Annotated in this window: 27 protein-coding genes; 20 read left to right on the top strand and 7 right to left on the bottom strand. The window is 61.0% G+C overall.

The genetic code is table 11. From position 1 onward, the window contains the following. Window positions 1-17: 17 nt before the first annotated feature. Entirely contained in the window at window positions 18-764 is a 747-nt protein-coding gene (gene deoC, locus ADJ70_RS09840) for a deoxyribose-phosphate aldolase (RefSeq protein WP_050341029.1), read from the bottom strand. 144 nt (window positions 765-908) lie between these two features. Between deoC and ADJ70_RS09835 the strand changes: the two genes are divergently transcribed. The 11 genes from ADJ70_RS09835 (at window position 909) to ADJ70_RS09785 (ending at window position 12,393) form a co-directional block, all read left to right on the top strand. Beyond that, a complete protein-coding gene (locus tag ADJ70_RS09835) occupies window positions 909-2,405 on the top strand; it encodes a tyrosine-protein phosphatase (RefSeq protein ID WP_050341027.1) in 1,497 nt (498 codons plus the stop codon). 1,076 nt (window positions 2,406-3,481) lie between these two features. Next, window positions 3,482-3,907, top strand: coding sequence for a PTS sugar transporter subunit IIA (locus tag ADJ70_RS09830; protein WP_050341025.1), 426 nt, complete (start codon window positions 3,482-3,484; stop codon window positions 3,905-3,907). 119 nt (window positions 3,908-4,026) lie between these two features. After that, window positions 4,027-4,524, top strand: a complete 498-nt coding sequence (locus ADJ70_RS09825) for a PTS sugar transporter subunit IIB (RefSeq protein ID WP_050341022.1) — start codon at window positions 4,027-4,029, stop codon at window positions 4,522-4,524. A 54-nt stretch (window positions 4,525-4,578) separates the two neighbouring features. Beyond that, entirely contained in the window at window positions 4,579-5,442 is an 864-nt protein-coding gene (locus tag ADJ70_RS09820; protein ID WP_050341020.1) for a PTS sugar transporter subunit IIC, read from the top strand. A gap of 2 nt (window positions 5,443-5,444) precedes the next feature. Further along, complete coding sequence (locus ADJ70_RS09815) at window positions 5,445-6,350, top strand: PTS system mannose/fructose/sorbose family transporter subunit IID (RefSeq protein WP_050341018.1); 906 nt, start codon at window positions 5,445-5,447, stop codon at window positions 6,348-6,350. A gap of 196 nt (window positions 6,351-6,546) precedes the next feature. Beyond that, window positions 6,547-6,987 (top strand): hypothetical protein, encoded by a 441-nt coding sequence (locus ADJ70_RS09810; RefSeq protein ID WP_157051497.1) that lies wholly within the window; start codon window positions 6,547-6,549, stop codon window positions 6,985-6,987. Window positions 6,988-7,887: 900 nt separating this feature from the next. After that, a complete protein-coding gene (locus ADJ70_RS09805; protein WP_050341014.1) occupies window positions 7,888-8,112 on the top strand; it encodes a hypothetical protein in 225 nt (74 codons plus the stop codon). A 141-nt stretch (window positions 8,113-8,253) separates the two neighbouring features. Then, window positions 8,254-9,039, top strand: a complete 786-nt coding sequence (locus ADJ70_RS09800) for an ABC transporter ATP-binding protein (RefSeq protein ID WP_083443950.1) — start codon at window positions 8,254-8,256, stop codon at window positions 9,037-9,039. Then, complete coding sequence (locus ADJ70_RS09795) at window positions 9,032-10,657, top strand: hypothetical protein (RefSeq protein WP_050341012.1); 1,626 nt, start codon at window positions 9,032-9,034, stop codon at window positions 10,655-10,657. The genes ADJ70_RS09800 and ADJ70_RS09795 overlap by 8 nt, the downstream gene beginning before the upstream one ends. 56 nt (window positions 10,658-10,713) lie before the next feature. Further along, window positions 10,714-11,232, top strand: coding sequence for a GntR family transcriptional regulator (locus tag ADJ70_RS09790; protein ID WP_050341010.1), 519 nt, complete (start codon window positions 10,714-10,716; stop codon window positions 11,230-11,232). A 3-nt stretch (window positions 11,233-11,235) separates the two neighbouring features. Next, window positions 11,236-12,393 (top strand): DUF1648 domain-containing protein, encoded by a 1,158-nt coding sequence (locus ADJ70_RS09785; RefSeq protein WP_050341008.1) that lies wholly within the window; start codon window positions 11,236-11,238, stop codon window positions 12,391-12,393. Window positions 12,394-12,730: 337 nt separating this feature from the next. Here ADJ70_RS09785 and ADJ70_RS09780 read toward each other — a convergent pair whose 3' ends face one another. Together ADJ70_RS09780 and ADJ70_RS09775 are read right to left on the bottom strand one after the other, a co-directional pair. Continuing rightward, window positions 12,731-13,732, bottom strand: coding sequence for an alpha/beta hydrolase (locus ADJ70_RS09780; protein ID WP_253273169.1), 1,002 nt, complete (start codon window positions 13,730-13,732; stop codon window positions 12,731-12,733). Window positions 13,733-13,807: 75 nt separating this feature from the next. Beyond that, complete coding sequence (locus tag ADJ70_RS09775; protein ID WP_050341006.1) at window positions 13,808-14,578, bottom strand: SDR family NAD(P)-dependent oxidoreductase; 771 nt, start codon at window positions 14,576-14,578, stop codon at window positions 13,808-13,810. Window positions 14,579-14,701: 123 nt separating this feature from the next. Between ADJ70_RS09775 and ADJ70_RS09770 the strand changes: the two genes are divergently transcribed. Both ADJ70_RS09770 and ADJ70_RS09765 read left to right on the top strand, forming a co-directional pair. Then, window positions 14,702-15,607: a LysR family transcriptional regulator gene (locus ADJ70_RS09770; RefSeq protein WP_050341004.1), complete on the top strand. Its 906-nt coding sequence runs from the start codon at window positions 14,702-14,704 to the stop codon at window positions 15,605-15,607. Window positions 15,608-15,997: 390 nt separating this feature from the next. Further along, window positions 15,998-16,696 (top strand): 3'-5' exonuclease, encoded by a 699-nt coding sequence (locus ADJ70_RS09765; RefSeq protein WP_172674481.1) that lies wholly within the window; start codon window positions 15,998-16,000, stop codon window positions 16,694-16,696. 172 nt (window positions 16,697-16,868) lie between these two features. On the opposite strand, the gene ADJ70_RS09760 is transcribed toward ADJ70_RS09765, so the two are convergent. Continuing rightward, window positions 16,869-18,170 (bottom strand): ATP-binding protein, encoded by a 1,302-nt coding sequence (locus ADJ70_RS09760; protein ID WP_050341000.1) that lies wholly within the window; start codon window positions 18,168-18,170, stop codon window positions 16,869-16,871. Window positions 18,171-18,245: 75 nt separating this feature from the next. Further along, complete coding sequence (locus tag ADJ70_RS15505; RefSeq protein ID WP_256381286.1) at window positions 18,246-18,374, bottom strand: hypothetical protein; 129 nt, start codon at window positions 18,372-18,374, stop codon at window positions 18,246-18,248. A gap of 95 nt (window positions 18,375-18,469) precedes the next feature. Between ADJ70_RS15505 and ADJ70_RS09755 the strand changes: the two genes are divergently transcribed. The 5 genes from ADJ70_RS09755 to ADJ70_RS09735 all read left to right on the top strand — a co-directional run bounded on the left by ADJ70_RS09755 (window position 18,470) and on the right by ADJ70_RS09735 (window position 22,372). Continuing rightward, window positions 18,470-18,790: a type II toxin-antitoxin system RelE/ParE family toxin gene (locus tag ADJ70_RS09755; protein WP_050340998.1), complete on the top strand. Its 321-nt coding sequence runs from the start codon at window positions 18,470-18,472 to the stop codon at window positions 18,788-18,790. Window positions 18,791-18,804: 14 nt separating this feature from the next. Then, on the top strand, window positions 18,805-19,866 hold the full coding sequence (locus ADJ70_RS09750) for a helix-turn-helix domain-containing protein (protein WP_050340996.1): 1,062 nt from the start codon (window positions 18,805-18,807) through the stop codon (window positions 19,864-19,866). Window positions 19,867-19,883: 17 nt separating this feature from the next. Further along, complete coding sequence (locus ADJ70_RS09745; protein WP_050340994.1) at window positions 19,884-20,201, top strand: hypothetical protein; 318 nt, start codon at window positions 19,884-19,886, stop codon at window positions 20,199-20,201. A gap of 112 nt (window positions 20,202-20,313) precedes the next feature. Continuing rightward, complete coding sequence (locus tag ADJ70_RS09740) at window positions 20,314-21,387, top strand: IS5 family transposase (RefSeq protein WP_050340811.1); 1,074 nt, start codon at window positions 20,314-20,316, stop codon at window positions 21,385-21,387. Between the two features lie 238 nt (window positions 21,388-21,625). Then, window positions 21,626-22,372: a hypothetical protein gene (locus tag ADJ70_RS09735; RefSeq protein ID WP_050340993.1), complete on the top strand. Its 747-nt coding sequence runs from the start codon at window positions 21,626-21,628 to the stop codon at window positions 22,370-22,372. Here ADJ70_RS09735 and ADJ70_RS09730 read toward each other — a convergent pair. Next, window positions 22,369-23,184, bottom strand: coding sequence for a sce7726 family protein (locus tag ADJ70_RS09730; RefSeq protein WP_050340991.1), 816 nt, complete (start codon window positions 23,182-23,184; stop codon window positions 22,369-22,371). The genes ADJ70_RS09735 and ADJ70_RS09730 overlap by 4 nt on opposite strands. Window positions 23,185-23,268: 84 nt before the next feature. On the opposite strand from ADJ70_RS09730, the gene ADJ70_RS09725 reads away from it, so the two are divergent. Next, on the top strand, window positions 23,269-23,475 hold the full coding sequence (locus ADJ70_RS09725) for a hypothetical protein (RefSeq protein WP_050340989.1): 207 nt from the start codon (window positions 23,269-23,271) through the stop codon (window positions 23,473-23,475). A 124-nt stretch (window positions 23,476-23,599) separates the two neighbouring features. After that, on the top strand, window positions 23,600-24,598 hold the full coding sequence (locus ADJ70_RS15125; protein WP_050340987.1) for a hypothetical protein: 999 nt from the start codon (window positions 23,600-23,602) through the stop codon (window positions 24,596-24,598). A gap of 1 nt (window position 24,599) precedes the next feature. Here the strand turns inward: ADJ70_RS15125 and ADJ70_RS09715 are convergent, their stop codons facing one another. Then, a complete protein-coding gene (locus tag ADJ70_RS09715) occupies window positions 24,600-25,154 on the bottom strand; it encodes an AAA family ATPase (RefSeq protein ID WP_050340986.1) in 555 nt (184 codons plus the stop codon). Between the last annotated feature and the right edge of the window lie 118 nt (window positions 25,155-25,272).

Below are 25,272 nucleotides of genomic sequence, written 5' to 3'. Positions count from 1 at the left end.
ACAGGTCACGCGTAACCTTAGGCCTGGTCTGTCGTGGTGCCCTCGCTCGGCTCAAGCTCCAGCGCAGGGATGCCTCTCGCGTCCATGCGCCGGCGCAGCTCCTCGACGATAGGGATGCTTGCCGTGCAGCCGATGCGTCGCGCGCCGGCTGCGACCATGGCGAGGAAGCTGTCGGCGTCACGAATGCCACCTGCAGCCTTGACCTGCACGCCCTCTCCCACGTGTTCGCACATGAGCCTCACGTCCCTGACGGTGGCACCGCCCTTGGGAGAGAAGCCCGTGGAGGTCTTCACGAAGTCGGGACGGACCCGTGAGGCGATCTTGCAGAGCCGGATGATCTCCTCGCTCGAGAGCTCACGTGTCTCGAAGATGACCTTGGAGAGGGCGCGTGCCTCTTTGCAGACGCTGACGATGGCGCTCATCTCGTCCTCGACCTGTTTCCACTTCCCATCCTTGAGCTCGCTGCGGTTCACAACGTAGTCGATCTCATCCGCACCGTTCTCAAGGGCCTCTCTTGTCTCGAAGACCTTGGTGGCGACAGTCGTCTGGCCAAGGGGAAAGCCGATGGCGGCGCCAACGTGAACGCCCGTACCTCTAAGCAGGCGCGCGCAGCGCACCACCTGGCACGGCTCGATGGCCACCATGCGAAAGTGGTGGCTTGCAGCCTCATCACAGAGCCTCTGCATGTCTGCGGCGGTTGCGTCGGGCCTGAGGTTGGTGTGGTCAACCAGCTGGCAGAGCTCCTCTAGCGTCCATGTTCCCATGGTTTCCTCCCGGTGCTGTCTTTGGGTTCCCGCACGATTGCGCTGCGCCCTCCTCGTGGCGGCTGCGCGTGGACGAGGTCGTCAAGCTGTATCATAGGGGGTGGCTCCACTTCCACGGGCGTGTTTTTCTAGGAGCGGTTGGAGATGGTCCACATGGGGCTCTTTGGCTTTTTGGGAACGCTGCAAGGCGCACGGAAGGGCTTTGGCGACGGCACAATCAGGATCGCGACGGGCATCAATATCAGGGAGCTGGGCGGCTTTCCCACCGCACACGGAAAGACCCGCTATGGCAGGTTCATTCGCTCCGGTACGACCGCGCAGGTCGATAAGGCTGATGCGCGCGAGCTCTATAACTATGGGGTTCGCAGGGTGTTGGACCTCAGGGGTACCGACGAGGTCGAGCGAAGCCCCGAGCGACTTACCTCGCTCATTCGTGTCGAGTACCTCAATGTCCCCCTCTTTGACTATGACATCACGGGTGCGGGCCTGGGTAGGGACGGAGACCCTGGTGGCTACCTTACCGAGGGCATCTTTCAGATGTTGGGCAACCGCGCCGCCATCAGGGACATCTTCACCTTTCTGGCCCATGCGCCCAGGGGGTCGTGTACCCTCTTCCACTGCGGGGCGGGAAGTGACCGCACGGGGCTCCTCTCCCTGCTGCTTCTTGGCCTTGCAGGGGCGGAGCGTCGTCAGATCATCGCTGACTACGCCTATTCGTTCGGCTACGTTGCCGAGGTGAACGCCGTGGTCTTTGGAGGATCAGGCGGCGCTGAGGGCCTAGGCGCGGTGCGACCCGATCTCGCTGTGCGGATCAAGACGGCCTCCACGGCGTATGACCGTATCGTCGAGCGGCATGGTGACGTCCGGTCCTTCCTTCTGAGCTGCGGCGTCAGGGAGTCTGAGGTCAGTCAGGTGAGAGCGTTGCTGCTCAAGCGCATTCCCCCACGCTACCGCATATCACCCGAGGAGGCCCTCGTGTCGAGCACCGAGCTTCTGCACAGGGAGATTCCCGACACGGAGTCGAACGTGCGCTTCTACGTGAACGCCTACGAGCATCCGGAGAAGGTCATCGCAGACCTCTACTACATGAAGGACAAGACGCACGATCTTGTCGCACGCATTGATGCGAGCCAGCGGGACCGTTCGTTTCACGATCACGACTATGTTGACCTGTTGGTTCCTGAGGAGGAGCTCGGTCACCTCTATGCGCCTGTGGACGGGAAGGTGCTGCCGCTCGACCAGTCGCAGGATCCCATCTTCGCGAGCGGGCAGAGCGGCAGGGGCATCGTCATCGTGCCCTCGGGCAATACCCTCTATACGCCTGCGGCCTGCCGTGTCACCGCGCAGCTGCCCTCGTTTAACGCGGTGGGCCTGCTCACCCAGGATGGGATAGAGCTGCTCGTGGTCGTCGGGGCAGGTGCCGAGAGGTCTGATGGCAGGGGATTCAGGCAGCATGTGTGGCAGAACGACTCCGCCCGTCGCGGGGTGCCCCTCATCTCATGGGACCCGACCCTGGTGCCCAAGGCGGCGGCAGGTCAGGTCATGCTCATCGTCACCAATTCGAGCGAGCTGGAAAACGTGGAGCTGCTCGAGTCCGGAAACGTGCAGGTCGGAGATGAGATCGCCTCCATTAGCCCGTAGGAGTCCGTAGGGGCATAGATGGTGCGGGCATGCCTCTCAGTTCCGTGAGGGCCTGCAGCCAGAATGCGCCTTTCCGTGAGCCGCCGGGTACAGAGTGCGCTTTTCCGTGAGGCCAGACTCCGAACCGAGATTTGCGGACCCTGGCGCAACCCGCCCCGCAGCCTGGCGGGGGGGTTGCTCGAGCGCATTTGCCCAGTTGAGACATTCTCCATAGTGCCCCGCAGCCTGGCGGGGGGGCTGCCCCACACCTCCCGGGCGCCGCGACGTAACGGAAAAGCGCATTCTGCGCGATCTGGAAATCGCAGAATGCGTCTTTCCGTGAGTCGATCAGGACAGAATGCGTCTTTCCGTGAGGGCCCGCAGCCAGAATGCGCCTTTCCGTGAGTCACCGGGTACAGAATGCGCTTTTCCGTGAGGGCCCGCAGCCAGAATGCGCTTTTCCGTAGAATGCGCTTTTTCTCACCTGGGCAAACGTAGCGTCACCTTACGGAAAAGCGCACTCTGCGATCGCGGTCTCACGAAAAGACGCATTCTGACGGATCTGGCCGCCCGCCCCCGCTGCAGGTCCCCGCCGCCCGCCTCCAGGACCTTCAGAAATCAATAAAACGGTACGGGCTGTGGTATGCGGGACCTGACGCCACCGCGTTTCTCTGCGAACATCTATTCGGTTCCAGGCAAGGACGGCACATGGACTGTTCGCCAGCGTCGGTTGACTCGCTCTGTTCTTCACCGATCCCAAATCCCAAAGGCTGTGTTAACCCTATTCTGATACGGCGCGGCAACACTCTACTCCCACGTCAACCAATACGGAGAACATGGGGGCAGCTTGGCGAGCAGCTCGATCGGGTCGTCGGAGCGGCAGGCTTCGTGCACCGACGTAAGACAAAAGAGGCAACCGTATCAGAATAGGGTTAACACAGCCAATCCCAAAAAAGCGCACATACGTCTTCATAAACCCTGCACAAGTGCTATACTGTACTGTACACATTACGTGTCCAGTCGCGAGGATGTCTGCATGTCTCTCGTGACGCGCGTGCCGTGCTGTCCTGATCCACGAAAGAGATGGAGGGTCCCCTATGCGTTACCTGCTAGTCGTAAGCCACGGAACATTCGCCCCCGGTCTGCACAGCGTTATCAGGATGCTGGCAGGAGACAGGGATGACGTCCTCAGCTGCAGTCTTGAGGACGGCATGGGCGCTGACGTCTACACCGAGAGGCTCAAGAAGACCATCTCGCCCATCGGGCAGGATGACACCATCTTCCTGTTTGGTGACATCATCGGTGGCTCGCCCCTCACCAATGCAATGGACGTGTTGACGGAGGCAGGTCACATCGACAGGACGACCGTCTTCGGTGGCGCGAACGTTCCCATGGTCATCACCGCCGCGCTGGAGGCGGACAATGACGACCAGACACTCAAGGAGATGGTCATTAGCGAGGGCCAGGCCGCCATCCGCGAGTTCGTGCTCGACCTTGGTGGCGACGAGGACGAGGAGCTCTGAGCTGGGGCGTCGTGGTCGGGCTGACCGCAGGCTCCTTACGTGCATGTGGCAGTCCGGCCTTTGCATAGTTGTGTGGGCATAGGTATCAGTACCAAGGATCACGAGGAAAAGAGGAAGCAATGATCTCATTTGTTCGAGTTGACGACCGCATCATCCACGGACAGACCGTCACGCGCTGGGCGCTCGAGTACCCCTGCGACGGCATCATTGGGGTGAATGACGCTGCGGCGAACAACCCCGTGCTCAAGGCTGCCTACAAGGGAGCGGCGCCCGAGAAGAAGGTCTTCGTCTGGACGCTTGAGCACTTCAAGGAGAGCATGGATAAGGTACTTGCCAGCAAGACCAAGTACTTTCTCATCACCAAGAACCCCCTTGACATGAAGACGATCCTCGTCGACTACGGCTTTAAGCCCTCCGACATCGATCGCGTCATCATCGGTCCCTGCAACGACCGTCCTGGCGCCATCAAGCTCGGTAACAACCAGTCGATCACGCCCGAGGAGGCGCAGGCCCTCGAGGACATCACCAAGGCAGGCTATACCGTTGAGTTCGCGCTGCTCAAGGATAAGTCCATCGGCGAGTGGCCGCAGTTCCGCAGCCGCTTCGATGTCAAGTGACCCCGCTAGACTGGCAGTTCGCTCATGACGTAGTGGAAAGGTGGCTTAGAGCTTATGGAGATTAACTATCTGCAGGCCGCGTTGCTTGGACTGTGTGCCTGCCTGGCGTCCCTGCCCGGCATGGGCGGCACGACCGTCGGTAACTACACGCTCGGGCGCCCCTTGGTGGGCGGTCTGGTCGTGGGACTGATCTTGGGTGACGTCCAAACCGGCGTCATCGTTGGCGCCGCCATACAGATCGTCTACATCGCGCTCGTCACCCCCGGCGGAACCGTGTCGGCTGACGTGCGCGCCGTCACCTACATCGGCATCCCCCTCTCGATCCTTGCCATTCACGCGAACAACCTCGACCCGAGCTCTGTGGCTGCCTCCTCCATGGCGGCAACCCTTGGTGCGGCGGTCGGCACTCTCGGTACGGTCCTCTTCTACGGTACCGCGACGCTCAACCTCGTGTGGCAGTCCATCGGCTGGAAGGCGCTGGAGTCAAAGGACTGGAAGAAGATCAAGCGCACGCTGCCGTTGGTCGACTTCGTCTACCCGTGGGTCTCGCACATCCTGTTCTCCTTCATCCCGACCTTCATCATTTGCATGGCGGGCGCTCAGATGGTTGACCTCATGAAGGAGTACATGCCCATGGATGGCGTCGCCATGAAGACGCTGTTCACCGTGGGATCGCTCCTCCCGACCGTCGGTGTTGCGATCCTCTGCAAGCAGGTCATCACCAAATCGCTTGACTGGCTGACCTTCGCCTTTGGCTTCACGCTTGCCGCCTGCATGCATCTCAACCTGATAGCCTGCGCCATCGTCGCGTCGTTCTTCGCACTTATCAAGTACCAGATAGAGCAGGCGAAGGCCGCTCGCCCCGCCGTCGCGGCGGCTGCGGGAGCTGCTGGTGACGAGGAAGAGGAGGACATCTAATCATGGCAGAGACAAAGAAGATCTCCCCCAAGGCACGTAAGAAGGCGTTCAGGAACTGGTCTTACGGCAACCTCACCTGCTTCTCGCAGGCGCACATGCAGACCTTCGGCTACCTGGTTGCGATGCTTCCCATCGTTGATGACCTCTACGAGAAGGACGAGGAAAAGATAGAGGCCCTCAGCACCTACACGACCTTCTTCAATACCGAGCCGCAGATAGGCACCATGGTCATCGGGCTCACGACCGGTCTGGAGGAGGCCCGCGCCAATGGCGAGCACATCGATGCCGAGACCATCAACGGCATCCGTGCCGGCCTGATGGGTCCCTTGGCGGGACTCGGGGACTCCATCGTCGTCGGTACCTTTATCCCCATCTTGCTGGGTATCGCCCTTGGGCTCTCGAGTGGAGGCTCCGTGCTCGGCCCCCTCTTCTACATCGTGGCATGGAACCTCCTCATGTACTTTGGCATGAAGCTCGCCTACAACCGAGGCTACGAGCTTGGCGGCTCCGCCGTGCAGGCCTTGGTCGGCCCCGAGTCTCAGGCGCTGCGCAGCGCCATCGTCATGGTCGGCACGATGGTCATCGGCGCCGTTGCCGCGACGTGGATCTCCATCTCTACCGCACTGCAGCTTCCAGGCTTGGGCTCGTTTGACGGCGTGCTGTGGTCGAGTAACTCGACCGTCACGCAGCAGGCGCTCGAGGCTGCGGGGGAGCAGGGAGTCACGCTTAATGTCTTTGGCTCGGGCATCTATCCCAAGTTGCTCAACTTCCTGTTCGTGTACCTGTGCTGGTGGCTCATGACCAAGAAGAAGATAGGTGTCATCCCCGTCATGCTCATCCTCGTCGGCGTGGCCCTCGTGGGTGTGCTCGTCGGCTTCTTCAACCCGGGTTTGAGCTACGGAGGGTAATGGCTGTCAATCGCACCTGCCTGTGCCAGTCGCGATGATCCTGAGCAATCGTGGTGGCGGTCTTGAGGTCTTTGGACTGGCGAGCATGGTAGAGACGCTAGATACGGGGCGGGGTCGGCTCACAGGTCCGGCCCCGCTCCTTTTGCGGGCGTTTGGAGGCATCCATAAGGAGAGGGCAGGGGTGGAGGTTGCGCACATGAGGAGCACAGAGGCTGGGTCACACGAGAAGGGGGCGACGTCCAAGGGACGTGGCGCCTCTCTCCCCGCGAGGAGGGAGACCCTTATCAAGGAGGCAGACCTGCAGGTGCGCGCCATCATGCGCATGGAGGCGTGGAAGCGCATCGCCTACTCCCTCGTAGCCGTCGGTGCCCTTCTCGCCTACTGGCAGGCCTATCGGGACGGGCCCGCCTGGGCCCTAGTCGTCGGTGTTGCTGTCCTCGTCGTCTCGGTGCTGGCGAGTCTCATCCTGTACTTGGTCGTGAACCGGGCCAAAATGAACGTGAGAGCGATCATGAGGGCCGCAGGGGTCGACATCGATACGCCTCGTTCGAAGCGGGACGCACGGGAGGGTGAGGGTGCGGGTGACGCAAGCGGTACGGGTAACGTAGACGGCGACACCCAACCACCCGCACGCTAGCATGGTTGCAACTCCTCACGGAAAAGCGCACTCTGCACCCGGTGGCTTACGTAAAACCGCACTCTGTGCGTTGGACCTCACGTAAAACCACATTCTGCGATCGCGCCTCACGGCAAGACGCATTGTGTGTGACTGCCGCATACAGAGTGCGCTTTTTGGTGACGCCACAATCGCAGACTGCGCTTTTCCGTGAGCCGGCTCGACATTTGCCCAGGTGAGGAAAAGCGCATTCTACGGAAAAGCGCACTCTGTGCGTTGGACCTCACGTAAAACCGCACTCTGGCTGCAGGCCCTCACGGAAAGACGCACTCTGTGCGTTGGACCTCACGTAAAACCGCATTCTTCACGTTGGGTCTCACCAAAAACCGACGCAACCCAGGTCGAGAGACTTGAGGCGACCCGCTAGCGTGATGTAGTCCACTCGTGGCCGCGCATCGTGGCATATGTCGCAGTCGCGACACCTGCATGCCACTATAATGATGATGTCGTGGGAATCGCGCCGGTCGCGTTGCGGTCGGCTCGCATCGTCAGGAGGTGCCATGCCCAAGGTCGTGAGAGCCGTCCTATCGCTCGCCCTGCTCGCGGTGGTCTACAGCAGCGTACTTGTGCTCTCTTCGGTTCAGGCTGCTGGTGAAGACAGTAGGCTTTTGCCCGACTGGACCCTAGGGGCACTGGGTGTGTGGGCTGGGGCGTTGCTACTTGTCAGTGTCGCGAACATGGTCAATGCCTACCTGGGTCGAAACGAAGGAAGTGCGTCTGGTCTGGCGCTCTGGGGCATGGTGCTCAAGATCTGTATGATACCGTTCTACCTGTTCGGGTTTTTTTGGTGGTGCGCTCATCTCCATTGGGCTGGCGGTGGTACCCGGGCTTTTCATCCTCATTCCCCTTCAGGTTGCCGTTATGGCCGCAGTCGGTTTCGCACCGCTGCTTGCCACGTCGTCGTACTGCATCGCTGCGGCGGTGAGAGCGCAGAGGGAGGGTGCTATCGAGCATGGCACGATGATCAGCCTCATCGTGCTGCACCTGCTCTTCGTTACCGACCTTATCGCTTCTGTCGTACTCTACACGAAGCTCTGTAGGGCCATGTGGTCCGTCTCGGACAGTCCCATCGGTACCCGTCTGTAACCCCTCCGTTACCTGCCAGATGGCGTTGGGTGCCCGCAGCCCTTCGCCCATGTGGTCACTGCGCACTTGCCTTGAACGCATGTGGGCTTGGTTGTGCTACCCTATGACCGTTGTTCTATTCGTTATAGAACAGGAGGTACGATGGGAGCAACGCAGAATGGTGATAGTAGATATGCGACAGCCGGGTGGGCCGGTGGGGAACAGCCCATCCTCGTCGTGGACAGGTACGCCAAGAGCTATGGTGGTAGGCGGGCTGTTGACGGTGTCTCGCTGTCCGTGGGGGCAGGCAGCGTCTTTGGCTTCGTCGGCCACAACGGGGCGGGCAAGACGACGCTCATCCGCTCCATAGTGGGGGCGCTCGCCTTTAACGAGGGTGACATCCGTATTTGTGGCAGGTCGGTGCGCAGCGATCCCGTTGATTGTAAGCGCGTGGTTGCCTACGTGCCCGACAATCCCGACGTCTACGGCTTCCTCACCGGGAGCCAGTACCTCAACTACGTGGCTGACCTCTTTGGGGTGGGCGTACAGGAGCGTCGCGAGCGCATCGCCCACTATGCCGGTCGCCTCGGCATCGATGGGCGTCTCGGCGAGCTCGTCTCTGCGTACTCGCACGGTATGAGGCAGAAGCTCGTGCTGGTCGGCGCGTTCTTGCATGACCCGCGCCTGCTCGTGCTCGACGAGCCCTTCGTCGGCCTTGACCCCGAGGCGGCCTACGAGCTAAGGACGATGATGCAAGAGTTCGTCGCGCGCGGCGGGGCTATCTTCCTCTCGAGCCACGTGCTCGACACGGTCGAGAAGCTCTGCGACGAGGTGGCCATCATCAGACGCGGCAGGATCGTGCGCGTTGGGCCGACTGAGGAGGTGCGAGGCGACGAGAGCCTCGAGCAGGTGTTCTTGGAGCTTGCGAGGGAGGTGCGCAATGGGTAGCCTCGCGGCGCTCGTGAAGGTCCAGGCCTATGGGGCGTTCGGTATAGGGCGCCTCCTGCATTCGCGCGATGCCCGCGAGAGGGGACGTCTCGTGATCTCGGTGCTCGGAGCCATCTTGCTCGCCGTCCTCATCGTCGCCAATGCGTGGTCGGTCGCCTCAGCGCTGGTACATATCGGTGCGACCGATGCCCTGCCGAGCATCGCCGTGGCGGCGGTGTCCCTCGGCTGTGCCGTTACCACCTTCATCAAGGCGAACGGTCTGCTCTTTGGCTTCAAGGACTTCGACCTGGTGGTGACAATGCCTGTGCCTCTCTGGCAGGTGGTCGTCTCCCGCGTGGCTCCGCTCTACGGCATGGGCCTTGCGACCTCGCTGGTCATGGGAGCGCCCATCATGGAGAGGTACATCGCGGCGGTGGGCGCGCCTGCCGCTACCGTCGCGGTGGCAGCGGTCGTGCTCGTTCTCGCACCTCTCATCCCCATAGCCCTTGCCCTTGCGCTCTCGTTCTGCGTGGCCTGGGTTGCCTCTCGCACGCCCTTTGCCAAGGGAGTGTTCAGCGCTTTGGGTGCGTTGGCGACGGTGGCGCTGGTCATTGGGATCTCGGCCGCCTCGCGTCAGGCAGGTGACTCCACCGTCATGGGCGGGGAGGCCTTCGCGACGCTTGGACGTGCCATGGGACGTGCCATGGGGCTTGTCTGGCCACCTGCCGCATGGGCGGCCAAGGCTCTTGCGGGCGATGCAGTGATGTTCTGCCTGTACGCGGGAGGCTCCATCGTCCTCGCGTGGGTGGCGCTTGGCGTGCTCACGCACGAGCTTTTGGGTATGAACGCGCTCCTCTCGTCGGGCGCCGCCGCGCGCTTCGGGCTCGCAAGTTCAGGACATACACGGGACCTCGCGCACGCGCCCCGAACGCCTCTTGTCGCCCTTACGCTCAAGGAGCTGCGCCTGTGGGTGGGGACGCCCATCTACTTCGTCAACACCGCAGTTGGCCCGGCGCTGACAATCGTCATCGCGATCGTGGCAGCTGTGCTCGGACCTGGCGCCGTGGCCGGTACGATGGGCGTGTCCAAGTCCGGGGGAGAGGAGCTCGCCAAGGTAGCGACGCTCATGCTTCCTTGGGCGCTCGCCTTCTGCACGGCCATGACGTCTATCAGCGCCTCGTCGGTGTCCCTCGAGGGGAGCTCTCGCTGGGTCATGCAGACCGCCCCCGTCGCGGACGCGATCATCGTGCGCTCGAAGATGGCGCTCAACCTCGCGCTCACCTGTGCGGCCTCTCTGGTGGCTGGCCTTGTCGTCGCCTTTTGCTTTGCCCGTGGCCCGCTTGAGGCCCTCCTGTGCGTCGTCGCGCCCCTGTCGGGCGGCGCGATCAGCTCGTGCCTCGGGGTGTTCGTGGACGTGAAGAGACCTCGCTTCGACTGGTCGAGCGAGTACGAGCCCGTGAAGCGCTCGACGAGTGTGCTCATCACGGTCGGGGTGGGCATGGCGGTGGTGCTGGCGGGAGGCACGCTGACGCTCGGGGCAGGGGGTGTCGGCGCTGGGGTCGCCTGGGCGCTGGTCGTCCTTGTCGTGGCCGCGCTGCTCAAGAGGAGCGCAGAGAGGACGTCGCTTGCCGATCGCTAGGCCCGTGATAGGCGGGAGAGAGACGGAAAAGAAGGGAGAAGTCAGGAGGACGTCATATGGTGCTGTATGTCGATCAGGCCTCTTCTAGTCCCATCTACCAGCAGATTCGTGATCAGGTGGTGGCCGCCATAGCGAGAGGCGAGCTGAGGCCCGGAGACGGGCTTCCCAGCGTGCGGGCGCTCGCGAGCGACCTGGGGGTGAACCTGCACACTGTGCACAAGGCATATGCCCTCTTGCGCGACGAGGGGCACCTGCTTATGCGCGGCCGTGCGGGTGCCTGTGTCGCCGACTTTCAGCAGGATGCCACTCCTGAGAGGATCGTGGCCAGTGCCGACAAGATGGCCGGAGCCCTCTATCGCCTGGCGCTCGAGCACTGCGCGCGGGGCGGGACGGAGCAGGAGTTCGTCGTGGTGGCACAACGCCAGGCGGCTCGCGCCTTCGCTGATACCGACGCTGCGGGGGTTGCGCGCGACGTGCGCGTCTTGGGACTCGACGCTGACGGGCGGCGCCGAGTCAAGGGGTCGTCGTCGGGGCCGGAGGGCCTCGTTGATGCTCAGACCACGCAGGAGGCATGAGCCATGGAGTCCCACGTCGTTACCATCGTCACGCTGTCTGTCACCATCCTCGCGACCGGGGCGCTTCTCGCCTCCACACCCTACCTCATGCGCCAAGATGACAGCTTTGCCGTCACCGTGCCCGTCCAGGCGCAGGATGACCCGCGCATCAGGGGGCTCAGGAGGTGCTATGCGATCGCCATGCTCGCCGTGACGGCGCTCTCGGTCGTTGCCTGCGTGCTGGGAGGGACCCTCCTCAGGGAGGATGCCGCCGGTGGTCCCCGGCCAGGTGGTGGCGATGCCTCAACCATCCTCACCTGCCTGCTCGGCGTCGTTCCTTTGGTTCCCGTCGTCGCGTCCTTTGTCCTCATGTTGTGCTGCCGCAGGCGGGTCCTTGCCCTCAAGAGAAGCGAGGGCTGGCAGGCGACGCGCTGTATCTCCGCCGCCGTCCTGGCAGAAGAGGACGTTCCTCGTGCTATACCGCTCGCCTGGAGCCTGCTGTACCTGCCCGTGATCCTCGGGACCATCGTGCTTGGCCTGGCGCTCTTCCCCCATATGCCCGACATGATTCCCCTGCACGCCGATCTTGCCGGTAACGTGGACCGCTATGTGCCCAAGACGCTCGCGAGCGCCGTTGGTCTTCCTGTGGCGACAGAGGTGTTCATGGCGTTTGGCCTCACGCTCGTCCACTGGGCCATCCTGCGCTCAAAACGTCCGGTCGATCCTGCCGCGCCCGCCACCTCGGCACTCTCCTTTGGCCTGTTCGCTCGTGCACAGAGCGTCTTTGTGCTCGTAGCGGGCATCCTCACCGATGCCGCCACGGGCATTCTGCTTACGCTCTCTGCAGCGGGTCTTTTGGGACTTGCCCAGGCAGGTGCCCTCCTTGCCGTCTGCTGCGTTCCGGTGCTCATGGGCATGGTCGTCCTGTCGTTTGTGTACGGGCAGGGGGGCTCGCGCGTGTTCGGTCGCATGAGGAAGGAGGCCCCGCTGCTCAGGGATGACGACGAGCATTGGAAGCTCGGCATCCTCTACCTCAACCGCGATGACGCGAGCCTGTTTCTGCCCAAGCGCTTTGGCATTGGCTGGACGATGAACTTTGCCCATCCCGCTGCCTGGGCCATCATCCTCGGCCTGATCGCAGCGAGCGCGCTGTTCGTTGCCTTGACAGCGATGCTGGCGTAGCGAGTCCATGGGCGGGTGTGCTTGGATATTATGCCGGTCTCCCATCGTCGCGCACCACGGGTCGCCCGCGACACGCGACGCGCAGCCCAACAGTGTACACAAACACCCCAATCCGGCGCGGAGAGGCCCTCATAGCCCATTTGTGTACACTATTACGGTCACACGGGGTCGCCCGCGACACAACAGTGTACACAAACGCCCAAAACTGGCGCAGAGAGCCCCGATCCTCCCATCTGTGTACACTATCGCGGCCCCCCGGGGCCACCCACAACTCAATAGTGTATACAAACGCCCCCAAGGTACAGCAGAAAAGCCATCGCGAGTTCGGTACGTCGTCTCACCTCAGCTGCCTCTCGAAGAACGCCGCAATCTTGTCGAACGGGATGGCGTCCTTCCCGCCCCCGTCGTAGAGGTCGGTGTGCACCGCGCCCGGAACGATCACCAGCTCCTTGTTCTGGGTGTGGTCGCTTCCCCTCGTCATGTTGGCAAACGCGTCCTCGCTGAAGTACCGTGAGTGCGCCTTCTCGCCGGCCACAACTAACACCGCGCTGCGGATCTCGTTGCTGTATTTCAGGATCGGCTGGTTGATGAAGGACATGCAGCCAGTGACGTTCCAGCCGCCGTTGGAGTTGAGTGACCTTGCATGATACCCGCGCCGCGTCTTGTAGTAGTCGTAGTAGTCCCTCACGAAGAAGGGTGCGTCGTCTGGGAGTGGATCAACCACGCCCCCTCCCAGCGCGTAGCTTTTGGCCCTGTAGTCTGTGGTCCTCTGCGCGTTCAGCGCCACCTTCTTCTGGTGGCGGGCCTCCTCGCTGTCTTCCGAGTCAAAATAGCCGTTCGCGTTGACGCGGGTCATGTCGTACATTGTGGATGCGACTGTCGCCTTGACCCTCGTGTCAAGGGCAGCCGCGTTGAGCGCCATGCCGCCCCATCCGCAGATACCGCAGATGCCGATGCGCTCTGGGTCGACACGGTCCTGCACAGACAGGAAATCGACGGCCGCCTGGAAGTCTTCCGTGTTGATGTCGGGGGAGGCTACGTACCGGGGATGGCCTGCGCTCTCGCCGGTGAAGGAGGGGTCAAAGGCTATGGTCAGAAATCCCCGTTCCGCCAGCGTCTGGGCATACAGGCCGGAGCACTGCTCCTTCACCGCCCCAAATGGTCCCGAGACGGCGATTGCCGGGAGCCTCTCGGACGCGTCTTTTGGTACGTACAGGTCCGCCGCGAGGGTGATCCCGTAGCGGTTGACAAACGTCACCTTGCTGTGGTCTACCAGTTCGCTCTTCTCAAAGGTCTTGTCCCACTCCGTTGTCAGCTGCAGCTCCTCTGTCTGCATCATCTGGCACCTCCGCCCTTCTTCCTGTCGTCCTGTCTCTTCCGTTATCTTCGAGCACTTGGATGGGCGTCGCACCCATCACAGGAATGCCCCGTTGCATACCTGAAGCACCTGCCCCTTGACATGCCTCCCAAGGTCGGAAGCCAGAAACAGGCAGGCATTGGCCTGGTCCGCCGGGTCGCATTCTGGGCCTGGGAAGTAGACGAAGTGTTTGCTGTATTCGAGCATCCGTGCTCCGCCGGGCTGCTCTCCCGCCTTGTTCGCAAGGTGTGCCGGCGTGACGGTCGCTCCGGGAGCCACCGCGTTGATGCGGATGTTGGTGTCGATCAGCCGCATTGCCACGTTCTTTGTCAGCGTGTTGATCGCGCCCTTCGAGGAGGTGTAGGCCGCCCCGCAGAACGGACGCTCGCCGTTGACGGAGGAGATGTTGATGATGCAGCCCTCATTTTTCGGAAGGAGCACCTTCAGGGCCTCTCGGATAAAGCGGAACGGGCCGAACACATTGGTCTGATAGACGTGCTCCAGCCACTCGTCATCCGTCTCATCGATCATCCTCTGTTCGCCGATCGCCGCGTTATTGATGAGAATGTCCAGATCACCATACGCGTCGAGGGCGGTTTGTATCACGTTCTTCACATCGTCCAGGTTCTTGTTGTCCGCGACAACGCCGCTCACCTCATAGCCCTTGGTCCTGGCCTGACTGACTGCCTCGTCGAGCTTCCCCTTGCCCCGTGCCGTCATGATGACCTTCGCGCCCTCGCTCGCGAACAGCTCCGCCATCGTCTGCCCCATGCCGTAGCTTGCGCCCGACACGATTGCCACCTTGCCTTCCAGCATCTTCTCCTTCATGCTGTGCGTCTCCTTCGCTTGACCTACCTCTAGGCTACGCCCTTGCGAGAGCTTGTGCTAATGGTTATAGTGAATATCATGACACTCCTGTTACGCATATCTTGACGACAAGGGGCATTCGCCATGGAGATACGAACCCTTCGGTACTTTCTCGCGGTCGCGCGGGAGGGGAACATGACGAGGGCCGCAGGAGGCCTGCACGTCACGCAGCCGACCCTCTCCAAGGCGCTGAGGGCGCTTGAGGACGAGCTCGGCAAGAGGCTCTTCACGCGGCACAGCTTCAGCATCTCCCTGACGGAGGAGGGTGCGTTGCTGCGCGACCGGGCGGAGGATCTCCTCCTCATGGTGGATAAGATCGAGCAGGAGTTCCTGTCGCTCGATGAGGTTACGGGCGGCGACCTGTACCTTGGCCTTGCGGAATCCTACCAGATCCGCTACCTGGCGCGTGAGATAAAGAGGTTGAAGGATCGCTATCCCGACCTGCGCTATCACATAACCAGCGGAGACACGGAGCAGGTGACGGAGGGGCTGGACAAGGGGCTTTTGGACTTCGCCGTTCTGTGCGGGCTTCCGAATGAGAGGAAGTACGAGCATCTCCTCTTTCCTGAGGTGGATTACTTTGGGCTGGTGATGAGGAAAGATGATTGCCTTGCTGGGCGCGAGGGCATTCGTGTGGGCGATCTGGTCGGGCTGCCGCTGTTCTGCTCCGAGCAGAGCTGGGAGGGCGATATCCGCCCGTGGGCAAAGGAGAGATTCGGGGAGCTCCGCCTCGAGGGCTCCTTTCGACTTGCCTATAACGGCTCAGTGTTCGTCAAGGAGGGCCTGGGGTACCTCCTGGCGCTCGACGGGCTGGTCGACACCTCATCGGAAAGCGGGCTCGTGTTCCGACCGCTTTCACCGGCGCTGGAGGTTCCGCTCTGCCTGGCCTGGGGCAGGCGCCAGACCCTCACTCCTATCGCAAAGCGCTTTCTGGATCAGCTGCGAGCTGTGTTTGCCGTGTGCGGAAGAGAGGACCATTTTGCGCCCTGAGCAGGAGGTCGCACTCTATGCTCGCACCGGCCCAGCCGCTGGGATAAGAACGCCGATGGGCAGATCATCGAGTGCACTCGCGACGGCGGCGAGGTGGGGTGCGTCATGGCTCTGTGCCTGAGCAGACCTCAACCGGTGCGAAGGCCCGGGACATCGCAGTGATCGCGTGACGGTCCCGTGGCCCGGCGGCAGGACAGCCCACGGGGCCGGCCTCGTCATGTCGCGCGCCTCGCCAAAGGCCGCGAGGGGCAATGTTACTTTGTGCGAACGAGTCTCCCCTTGTCTGAATGGCGGGCACCGGCGATGGACACACTGTGTCCAGGTGATGAGAGATACCGGTGCCTGGCGCATCACCAGCGTCGCATGCCGGACACGAGGGAGGGGGAGACCGTGAGCGCTTTGTACGACTGTAACGTCATCATCGACCTGGAGTTCACCTACGTGCCCAAAAAGCGGAGAAAGGGCGGCCTTGTCACCGAGATCATAGAGGTCGGCGCCGTGAAGGTGGATGCCGCTGGTACCGTCGCGGGGGAGTTCAGCCACATGGTCAGGCCCACCCTCGCCTCGGGCGTCTCTGGGAACGTTCGCAGGATGACCGGCATCGGCAGCGAGGACGTGGCGTACGCCCGGCCGCTCGGCGAGGTGCTGGGGGCCCTGGGCGAGTGGATGGGGGCTGGCAGGGTCCGCATCGTCACGTGGAGCGACACCGACCGCAGGCAGATCGCCAGGGAGTGCGCCGTCAAGGGCATCGAGCCCTCCCTCCCCACGAGGTGGCTGGACATCCAGAGGATCTACCCCCGCCTCATGGGCATGGGCAAGGGGTGCGTGTCTCTCGGCAGGGCCGCAGACTGGTGCGGCATCGCCAACGACAGGCTCTCCGCGCACCGCGCCCTCTATGACGCACAGGTCACGACCGAGATCTTCCTCATGATGGCCTCCGGCGAGTGTGCGAGCCACCGTGCGCGGGTCGAGGCCGAGCTGGACGGGCCCAGGGAGGGCACCGTCTGCTCGTCGAGCATAGGCGAGAGCTGCGGTGGCCTGGCGGAGCTGCTCGCGACCCTCAAGGCGCAGGAGGCGACGCCCTCCTGACGTGCCTGCCGACGCCCTCCTGACGTGCCTGCCGACGCCCTCCTGACGGGCGTGCCGGCGACCCTTGACGCGCCTGCCGGCGACAATGGGCGCGCGCAGGCTTTTCACAAGCTCAACTCACGAGCTTGCCAGCATCCTCCCGCAAAGTGCCGATGGGCGAGCTTTTGCAGATCTATGGGGCAAGGACTGCAATGGGCGCCACGTACACCCCGTCGGTGCGACGGTAGGCGTAGTCGCCTAGGCCTTCCAGCACCAGCAGGAACGCAGGGGGCCTCCCTCCCGCGCGTCTGATCTTGTCCGAGAGGCGCAGCAGGTTCGCCGCTGCCTTCTCCGCTTGGTTGTGGCCGATCTTCACCTCAATGCCTGCCCAGGCTCCGTCCGCCGCCTCTATGATGGCGTCCACCTCCAGGTCGTCGCGGTCTCTATAGAAGTATACGTCGCCGTCCTGCGACTGCGCGTAGACAAGGAGGTCGCGCATGCACAGTGACTCGAACAAAAATCCGAACGTTTCGAAGTCGCCGAGTAGCTTTTCGGGTGTCAGCCTCAGCAGGGCGGCCGGGATGGAGGGGTCAACGAAATGGTACTTGGGCTTCTTGCTTATGCGCAAAGGGGAGTGCAGGTGAGGCGCCCAGGGGCCGATTTCTTCGAGAATGAACGTGTCCTCGAGCACGGACGTGTAGTCATCCACCGTCTCCTTGGCCAGTGGCTCGGCGCCAGACTCCGCCGTCATGCCGCGGATGAGGGTCTTCGGTGTCGCCGCCTGCTCGGCGTTGCGTGCGTAGGACAGCATAAGTCGGCGCATCTTTGCGGGGTCGCGCCGCACGCTGTCGATCTTGTGCATGTCCTCCCCGAGGAACAACTCGACGTAATTACGCGCGAGTCTGTCTGCGCGAGTGCCCGGTGTCGAGAGGTTGCCCGGCCATCCGCCGCGCACGACGAGACCGGCGAGCTTTTCGGCGTCCATCTTGGGCGCCATTGCCTGCGGGCTCTTGCCGGCGAACAGCGCCCGTATGGACACCTCGCCCGACGACGTACCCGACTCAAGTAGTGTCATCGGCCTCATGTGCAGTCGCTCGATGCGGCCGATGCCGCTGTGTGCGGGCCTCTGCTCGCGAGGGGTTGAGGAGCCAGTGAGGACGAAGGTACGCTCCTTGCCACTGGCGTCGATAGCCGCACGCACCATATCCCATAGCTGCGGCACCTCCTGCCATTCATCGATGAGGTGCGGAGAGGCGCCTCGCAAGGCGAGCTCGGGTGCCGCCTCTATCATGTCCCGGCTTGGCGTTGCGCCCTCGGAGCTCATGGCGACGGTTGCCGAGTTCGCGAACGCGTACCCGGTCCACGTCTTGCCGCAATACTTCGGTCCTCTGATATTCACCCCGCCAAAGTCCTCAAGCGCGAAGGCGACGTGGCGGTCGAGGATGCGCGGGATGTAGGCATCGTATTTGAGCGTTCCATAAGAGAACTCGTCCATAGCAGACACTGCCCTTTGCATTTTGTATCTCTCTGTTTTGCGAACAGTATAGAAGACGTATTGCGGAATTATTTTCTACGTTTTGCGGTGTACCAAAGCGTCGTTTTGCGATGCCTTGTCCTCAAGCGCGAAGGCGACGTGGCGGTCGAGGATGCGCGGGATGTAGGCATCGTATTTGAGCATTCCATAAGAGAACTCGTCCATAGCAGACACTACCCTTTGCAATCGGCGACGTGCTGACATATCTCAAGAATTGACTTATGAGGTCAATCATGTTATCCTTCCGCTAGGAGGTGCCAATGGATATCGAATACGCCAACAATGCGATGAAGAAGGTTCTGGAGGACCCTCGCCTCATAGCCAGGAAGCACGGGGACATAGCCAAGACGCTCACTCGTCGCATGTCTGACCTGCGCGTTGCTTCGAACCTCAGCGAGATAACGCATCTACCGCCACCCCGACGGCACAAGCTCACGGGCAACCTGGAGGGATGCTGGGGTATCGATGTAAGCAGAAACAAGCGGTTGGTGATCAGGCCAATCGGTGACTATGACCAGGAGGACCTGTCGACAATTACGGCAATTCGTATCGAGGACATAACGGACTACCACGAGCGATGAGAGAGGTGAGTAATGTGAGTGGATTTATCGTTGCACCCGGCGAAGTCATCAAGGAGTACTTGGATTCGCGCGGTCTAACCCAGAAGGAAGTCTCAAAGCGCATCGGCGTCAGCGAGAGGCACCTCTCCAAGATGCTCAATGGCAAGACGAGGCTCACTGAGGAAATGGCCTTGAAGCTCGAAAAGCTCATGCCAGATGTGCCGGCCAGTTTTTGGCTTAACTATGAGGTGAAGTACCAAGAGTATCTGGCAAGGGAAAAGGAAGAGCACGAGCTTGAAGGGCTGGACCTCAAGACGATCTCGCAGCGTTTTCACTTTAGGGAGGCTCTGGGGATGGGAGGGCGTCCCCTCGTTGAACAGGCTATTAGCATGCTTAAGCTGCTTGGCGTGTCGAAATTCGATCGCTATCGGTATGCCATTCCGGGCGGTATCGAGTTCATGCAGGACGGTGGCGAGGACGAGGCAGTCGTGGTATGGCTTAAGCTCTGCGAGGAAGAGGTTGCCGAGCAGAACGATGTTGAAGGCTCGCCAGAATACTCTGAAGACGCGCTTCGTAGCGTGCTGCCAATGCTCAAGGACGTTGCTTCAAACACTGACTTCTTCGCATCGCTCAAGAGCTGTCGCATGCTGCTTAACTCGGTCGGCGTTTATCTCGTGTACCATGAGGCCATCGGCAACGCGAAGGTACGTGGTGCGCTGACGTCCTACGAGGGGCATCCGACCATTTATATCAGTGGGCGATACAAGACCCATGGTGACGCATGGTTTGCCATATGCCATGAGCTCGGGCATCTTCTAGACGGCTTTGACCTCAAGAAGACTGGGGTATCCATGGAGGATACCGATGAGCTGAAAAGCGAAGACGAGGCAGATATCAGGGCAAACGCTTATGCTCGCGAATTCTTCGTTGACTCTGCTGCTTATGGGCAGTTCGTAAGCGATGACAGCTTCTCAAGCGCCAACATCAAGGAGTTTGCCGCTGGACAGGGTGTTGCGCCAGGTATCATCGTTGCCTTCCTTCAGCATGACCGTCACATCGGCTTTAATGAGTTCAACTACATCAAGGACCGATTCTAGTAGTGGAGGCTCGCTTTATGTACGTCATTGCGATGAAGAATCGACCTTACGAGATTTCGGCCATGAAGCAGCTTCAGAAACATGGGTATCTTCGCTCTGACATGATGCCGCTCGTCGAGATCATCAAGGAGACGCACAAATGCGACGATCTGGTTGACCCTGAAACCGGGGCTCCGATTAAACGCAAGCAGCGTTGCAATGATGGGGTCGTTCGTAGCTATAGAATCACTGATCAAAGCACCGAACGCGATGTTACGTTGCAGGGCATTGCGGATCTGTTCCCGGAAAGGGATGTCCTCGTTGACTACTTTAGGTGTGACCTAGGAAAGCGATGATAAAGTCCCGCCGAGAAGCCCGGGACAGGGGCGGATCGCTGTCCATCCATACCTCCTACCTGCGGATATGATATAATTCGAGGTCGTTGGCGACTAGGTTGGGGGTATCCGCATGGCACAGCTCACATTCTCTGACGTCGAGATGGGCATGGGACGGAAGCGCGAGACCAGGCGCTCCCGGTTCCTCGACCGCCTCTCCAAGTCCTGCCCCTGGGACGCCTGGCTCGCCCTCGTGAGGGAGGCCCGCGGGGCCGACGCCGGGGCGAGGGGGGCCGGCCCCGCGATGGGCAGGCCGAGGGTCGACGACCTCGTGCTGCTGCGCATGTACATGGTGCAGGTCTGCTTCGGCCTCTCCGACCGCGAGTGCGAGGACCAGGTCTGGGACTCCGCGACGATGCGCTCCTTCGTCGGCGTGGCGCCCTTCGAGGTCCCCGACGCCACGACCCTGTGCAAGTTTCGCCACCTGCTCGAGCGCTGCGGGGTCGGCGAGGCCATGGTCTCCTCGGCCTTCGGGTCCGCCGCGGACGGAGGGCTCGCCGTGAGCCGGGGCACCATCGTGGACGCCACCTTCATCGAGAGCCCGTCGTCGACGAGGAACGCCGACGGCGCGCGGGATCCCGACGCCCACCAGGCCAAGAAGGGGCAGAACTGGCACTTCGGGTACAAGCTCGGGGTGGGCGTGGACGCCGAGACGGGCGTGCCGCACTCGGTGCGCATGGACGCCGCGAACGTCCACGACCTCGACCAGGTCCCCGACCTCGTGCGCGAGGGTGACGAGCGCGTCTGGGCCGACGCCGGCTACGTCGGCGTCGGGAGGAGGCCGGAGGTCGCCGGCGACCCCTCCCTCTCCGGCGTCGAGTGGATCGTCGCCAAGAGGCGCTCGCAGGTCGGCGAGGACGACCTGGTCGCAGAGGCCGCCAAGTCGGCCGCCCGCAGTGTCGTCGAGCACGTCTTCCACTGGGTCAAGGACATATTCGGGCTGCGGAAGACGCGCTATAAGGGGCTCGCCAAGGTGTCCAACCAGGCCTTCGCCGCCGTCGCCGCAGCCGGCTGCATGATCGCGAGGCGGGGACGGCGGCTCTGCGGGCCGCCCCTCGCGCTGTCGGCGGAGAGGATAGCCCTGCAACGCGAGAGGCTCGAGGAGCGGCGACGGAGGGCGGAGGGTGGGGCGCCGGCCGCGGCATAGCCTACCGCTGGCCGTCCCGCCATGGTCTGGGAGGCTGCGGCATGGCCCCCGGAGACCGGCGTAGCCCGCTTGGGGGCGTTGGAGCCCTCCTCACGTCAAAAATCACCCATGCTGGTCCCGAAGGGACGGGATCGGCGACTTTATCATCGCTTTCCTAGGTAAATACCATTATGATGCGGGTAAGATTGAGCTTGTCTTACGCCTGAATAGGGACCTCAATCTGTATTGCGGGAAGGTCTTGGGCATCGCTGCCTATCCGCACCTCATACCCGTCATCGCTGTAAAGCAGGGAATGGATGACGTGCTCTCGCCTGAACAGGTCGTATCGCTAGCCAATGACCTGAGACGAGACAATCCGTCTCAGAGAATCGCACTTAGATTCGACGATATAGATGGCTACGAAAATGTCGCAAAGCAGGTGTTGCGTGACGGAGACTGCCTCATCTACGACTTCAACGAGCAGCCAATCCGCTCCAAACCCGTGGAATGCAGGAGACTCAAGAACCTGAACCTTCCTGCCCAAACAGTCGCACTCTGCTCGCCGCGACGTAGGGAGCTCACGGGCAAAGACTTCAAGAACTGCAAGGACGGAGAGGTGACGAATCTTATTGATAACACCCATCTCGATGTCTACAGAAACTATGGCTTCGATGGCGTGGGCGATTATGGCGGACTTCGAGACAACCTGCCTGACAGAGGCGCGAATAAGGGTCGTGCTCTTGCGATTATGTACGATGGCAAGGTCAATGGATTCAAGATTTATGTCAAGGATGACTACGACCTCGGTCCTAATGGTTTTTGGGATGTTGTCGAGCACATGCTGGCTGATACTGAGCTCGCTCAAGACGATACCTGTCTTGCCCTTGCGGCAATTACCGATAAGTATCGGAGACATGAAAAGGGCTACACCTTCGCCGAGTGGATAAAGTACACGCTTGTCAGATATATCCAACAGCTCGCAATGAGCAGGCCGGGGTTCGTCTAGTAGATTGCCTGCGGGCTAAGTCCATAACGGTAGAACCACTGGTAGTCAATCTCGTATATCTCCGGCTGGAGTTCGCGGAACCTATTCCAGTAACAGCCATAACGCTGTTGGAGATACCGCTTGAAGAGATGGTTAATTTCCCGTCCATCGTGCTCTTCTAGGCAACTTCGGATTAGCGAGGTCTTGGAGACCCTCCTCCCTTCCTTTCCGAAAAGGGAGCAGAGGAACTGTTTGGGCATTACGGAGAGCTGTTTTTCAGAATCAAGCTCGCTGCTCTTAATGGCCCGTCTGCGGGCGCAGAACTTGTAGGTGCCATCTTCGCATTGCCTATAGGAGTAGATGCCACACGCCTCGGGAACGTAATCAGGCAATTCGCGCCACCGTGCTTCCGATGTCACAACGTACACGGTCTCAAAAACGTCGAAGTAGTCTTTGAGCTGGCCTTCCAGACGGTAGAAAGTATCAAGGTCCGTCTTGATCTCATATGCCGCGCTGTGACCGTTGATCTTGCACATGTCCACGCGGCTTTTGCCTATGGGAAGCTCAAATACCGAGACCGTCTTTGGGCTTTGCGGCAGGAGGATGCCGTTGATGAAATTCGCCTTGATGGTTGCTTCGTTTGGGTAGCTGCCAAGAACGATGCGGTTTATGAGGTCGCGAGCAGTTGTCTGAGGATAGTCGAAGCGGTTTGCACCAAGAATAGCGTCGAGAACGCCCGATAGGTTGGCCTCGGTCATGACGGTGGAATAAGCGTCATAAAGACGTTGCCCAGCATCAGCTAGCCCTTCTATATATGCCATCTTACCACCCATAAAAACCTCCAGAAAACATCAATAATATACCCAACTTTTTCGACGAACGGTTGAGCGGGCATCGGCAGAGAAAAACCTGCAAACGTGAAGGCCACACGTGTAATCCTGGATGAGCATGAAAACGACGTCGACAAGCTCGAGGAGGCCGAGTCCTGGCTGTTTGCCGACGCTCCCGCCAGGGCGCAGGGCGGCAAGACCGGGCTCCCCAATGCGGGCACGAGCTCAGATGAGGGCAAGACCATGAGGCGCTGCCGCACTCTCGCCGGCCTGGACGACAGCGATGAGAAATAGGGGGGCCGGCCCATGTCCAACAGCATCGCATTCGCAAAGAACTACGTTTCCATCATCGACGAGGTATACCAGTGCGCGGGCGTCTCCGGCGTGCTCAATCGAAGCGGGAGCCGAGCTCATACGCATGCAGGTGGCGCCCGAGGCCGATGCCTTCACCTTCGCGCAGATCGCGGGCCACACCGGCGTGACCGTGGAGACCGAGAACCTCTCCGGCGTGACAAGCGCCAATCAGATGTTCACGAGCTGCGGTAGCCTGGAGACGATCTACGCTACGAGCTTCAGCAACACGGGGCTCTCGGGCAGCCTCATGTTCAACAGCTGCAACCGTCTCGTCGGCGGAACGGACGGCTTCGTACCCTCTACGACCAGCAGTGCAAGCGTCTGCAAGCTGGGCGCCGGCGGAGTTCTAACCGACCCTAACAATGACAACCGCACATGGCTCTGGGCGCACTACTACGCGAACGGCGAGGGCGTACTCACCGCGAGTTCTGCGCCAGACCCTACGCGCGAGCTCGTGGCGTCCGGGCGGATCTGTTGCCATCGGCAAGTACGTGGGCCTGGGCTTCACGCCCTGGGACGGCGTCACCGGGCTGACGCGCCGCCAGCACCTCACGAGCGCGACCTTCGCGACAGACAGGAAGAGGTCATGGACAATGAGTACAGCGATGTTTCCGGCGAGAAACTTGACCCTGAATGGTTCAAATGGGTAATACACAAACAGGGCTGGAGCATCCGCAGGCTTGGCGCAGACAGGGATATTGGCAAGACCGACAAGACGATCCGTCGGGCCATCAAGGCCGAAGGGATACGCCCTGAACTGTTAGACAGGATTGCAAAGAAACTGGACGTTTATCCGCCATACCTTGCAGGCCGTTATGCATGGACACTCAAGTTGAGCATCATGGACGAGGAAGGTGTCTGCGATTACTGGCGAGATACGTATCTTGATCCGAAGCATTTTGTATCTCTCTGTTTTGCGAACAGTATAGAAGACGTATTGCGAAATTATTTTCTTCGTTTTGCGGCATACCAAAACGTCGTTTTGCGATGCCTTGGCAATATGCTATCGACTGCCAATGCTGCTTTCGCCCTCACCAAGCGAGAGAAACTACGTACCCCATGAGCTATATCGCCCACACGGGTATGGCTTGCACTCCCCTGGTAACGTAATACGGTTCCTGCGTCTGGCAGATGACGTGTCCGAATCCGACCCCATAGCCCTCTATGGCCTCAAGACAGCTGAAGTTCTTGACGGCGTCCGTGCCGACCGTTACGTTGGTCTTTATCTCTGCGGGGTGTAGGACGTGTCCCTCCTGGATGACCGGGTCTATCTCGCGCTTCTTGGAATCGTGGTAAAACCACACGTTGAGAGGGTTCGCGCCCGCGCTCATGGGGTGGTATGCCTGAGATCCCGTAAGGACAATGCGACCTTTCTCTTCGCTTTGGTCGACAATCCACTTCATTGATGAGAATAACTCGGGAACGCGCTGAACCTCATCGATGATGAGGGGCAGGCTCTTCGACTCGAAGAAGAGCGTAGCATCCTGCTTGGCAAGGACGTAGTCGCGAGGCGTCTCCATCGAGACATAGCCAAAGCGATCGCCAAGGTGCTCCTTGAGTGTCGTCTTGCCAACCTGGCGCTCATCGGTGACCAGCGCCATCTTGCCTTGGCTGAGCATGGCATCGACTGTGCCTTCGATTTCGCGGTGGATATATATGAGGTGACCCCTTCCTTGGAGGTTAGTGCGTCACGCAACAATGAGATGGTTAAATTTGGTAGTGATACTCCCAAATTTA

Origin of the sequence: Olsenella sp. oral taxon 807, from assembly GCF_001189515.2 — a bacterium.
In the GTDB taxonomy this organism is placed as follows: Bacteria; Actinomycetota; Coriobacteriia; order Coriobacteriales; family Atopobiaceae; genus Olsenella_F.
The sequence above is the reverse complement of the archived record's forward strand: the minus strand, read 5'-3'. Positions and strand labels throughout refer to the sequence as shown.

What these genes read in the sequence shown, in the direction of transcription:
- ADJ70_RS09785 (WP_050341008.1), top strand. Translation starts at nt 11,236, where the DNA reads ATGGAGTCCCACGTCGTTACCATCGTCACGCTGTCTGTCACCATCCTC.
- ADJ70_RS09780 (WP_253273169.1), bottom strand. Translation starts at nt 13,732, where the DNA reads ATGATGCAGACAGAGGAGCTGCAGCTGACAACGGAGTGGGACAAGACC.
- ADJ70_RS09795 (WP_050341012.1), top strand. Translation starts at nt 9,032, where the DNA reads ATGGGTAGCCTCGCGGCGCTCGTGAAGGTCCAGGCCTATGGGGCGTTC.
- ADJ70_RS09715 (WP_050340986.1), bottom strand. Translation starts at nt 25,154, where the DNA reads ATGCTCAGCCAAGGCAAGATGGCGCTGGTCACCGATGAGCGCCAGGTT.
- ADJ70_RS09820 (WP_050341020.1), top strand. Translation starts at nt 4,579, where the DNA reads ATGGAGATTAACTATCTGCAGGCCGCGTTGCTTGGACTGTGTGCCTGC.
- ADJ70_RS09745 (WP_050340994.1), top strand. Translation starts at nt 19,884, where the DNA reads ATGTACGTCATTGCGATGAAGAATCGACCTTACGAGATTTCGGCCATG.
- ADJ70_RS09835 (WP_050341027.1), top strand. Translation starts at nt 909, where the DNA reads ATGGTCCACATGGGGCTCTTTGGCTTTTTGGGAACGCTGCAAGGCGCA.
- ADJ70_RS09805 (WP_050341014.1), top strand. Translation starts at nt 7,888, where the DNA reads ATGGCCGCAGTCGGTTTCGCACCGCTGCTTGCCACGTCGTCGTACTGC.
- ADJ70_RS09760 (WP_050341000.1), bottom strand. Translation starts at nt 18,170, where the DNA reads ATGGACGAGTTCTCTTATGGAACGCTCAAATACGATGCCTACATCCCG.
- ADJ70_RS15505 (WP_256381286.1), bottom strand. Translation starts at nt 18,374, where the DNA reads ATGGACGAGTTCTCTTATGGAATGCTCAAATACGATGCCTACATCCCG.
- ADJ70_RS09830 (WP_050341025.1), top strand. Translation starts at nt 3,482, where the DNA reads ATGCGTTACCTGCTAGTCGTAAGCCACGGAACATTCGCCCCCGGTCTG.
- ADJ70_RS09825 (WP_050341022.1), top strand. Translation starts at nt 4,027, where the DNA reads ATGATCTCATTTGTTCGAGTTGACGACCGCATCATCCACGGACAGACC.
- ADJ70_RS09755 (WP_050340998.1), top strand. Translation starts at nt 18,470, where the DNA reads ATGGATATCGAATACGCCAACAATGCGATGAAGAAGGTTCTGGAGGAC.
- ADJ70_RS09790 (WP_050341010.1), top strand. Translation starts at nt 10,714, where the DNA reads ATGGTGCTGTATGTCGATCAGGCCTCTTCTAGTCCCATCTACCAGCAG.
- ADJ70_RS09740 (WP_050340811.1), top strand. Translation starts at nt 20,314, where the DNA reads ATGGCACAGCTCACATTCTCTGACGTCGAGATGGGCATGGGACGGAAG.
- ADJ70_RS09815 (WP_050341018.1), top strand. Translation starts at nt 5,445, where the DNA reads ATGGCAGAGACAAAGAAGATCTCCCCCAAGGCACGTAAGAAGGCGTTC.
- ADJ70_RS09800 (WP_083443950.1), top strand. Translation starts at nt 8,254, where the DNA reads ATGGGAGCAACGCAGAATGGTGATAGTAGATATGCGACAGCCGGGTGG.
- ADJ70_RS15125 (WP_050340987.1), top strand. Translation starts at nt 23,600, where the DNA reads ATGCAGGTGGCGCCCGAGGCCGATGCCTTCACCTTCGCGCAGATCGCG.
- ADJ70_RS09770 (WP_050341004.1), top strand. Translation starts at nt 14,702, where the DNA reads ATGGAGATACGAACCCTTCGGTACTTTCTCGCGGTCGCGCGGGAGGGG.
- ADJ70_RS09810 (WP_157051497.1), top strand. Translation starts at nt 6,547, where the DNA reads ATGAGGAGCACAGAGGCTGGGTCACACGAGAAGGGGGCGACGTCCAAG.
- ADJ70_RS09730 (WP_050340991.1), bottom strand. Translation starts at nt 23,184, where the DNA reads ATGGGTGGTAAGATGGCATATATAGAAGGGCTAGCTGATGCTGGGCAA.
- ADJ70_RS09775 (WP_050341006.1), bottom strand. Translation starts at nt 14,578, where the DNA reads ATGAAGGAGAAGATGCTGGAAGGCAAGGTGGCAATCGTGTCGGGCGCA.
- deoC (WP_050341029.1), bottom strand. Translation starts at nt 764, where the DNA reads ATGGGAACATGGACGCTAGAGGAGCTCTGCCAGCTGGTTGACCACACC.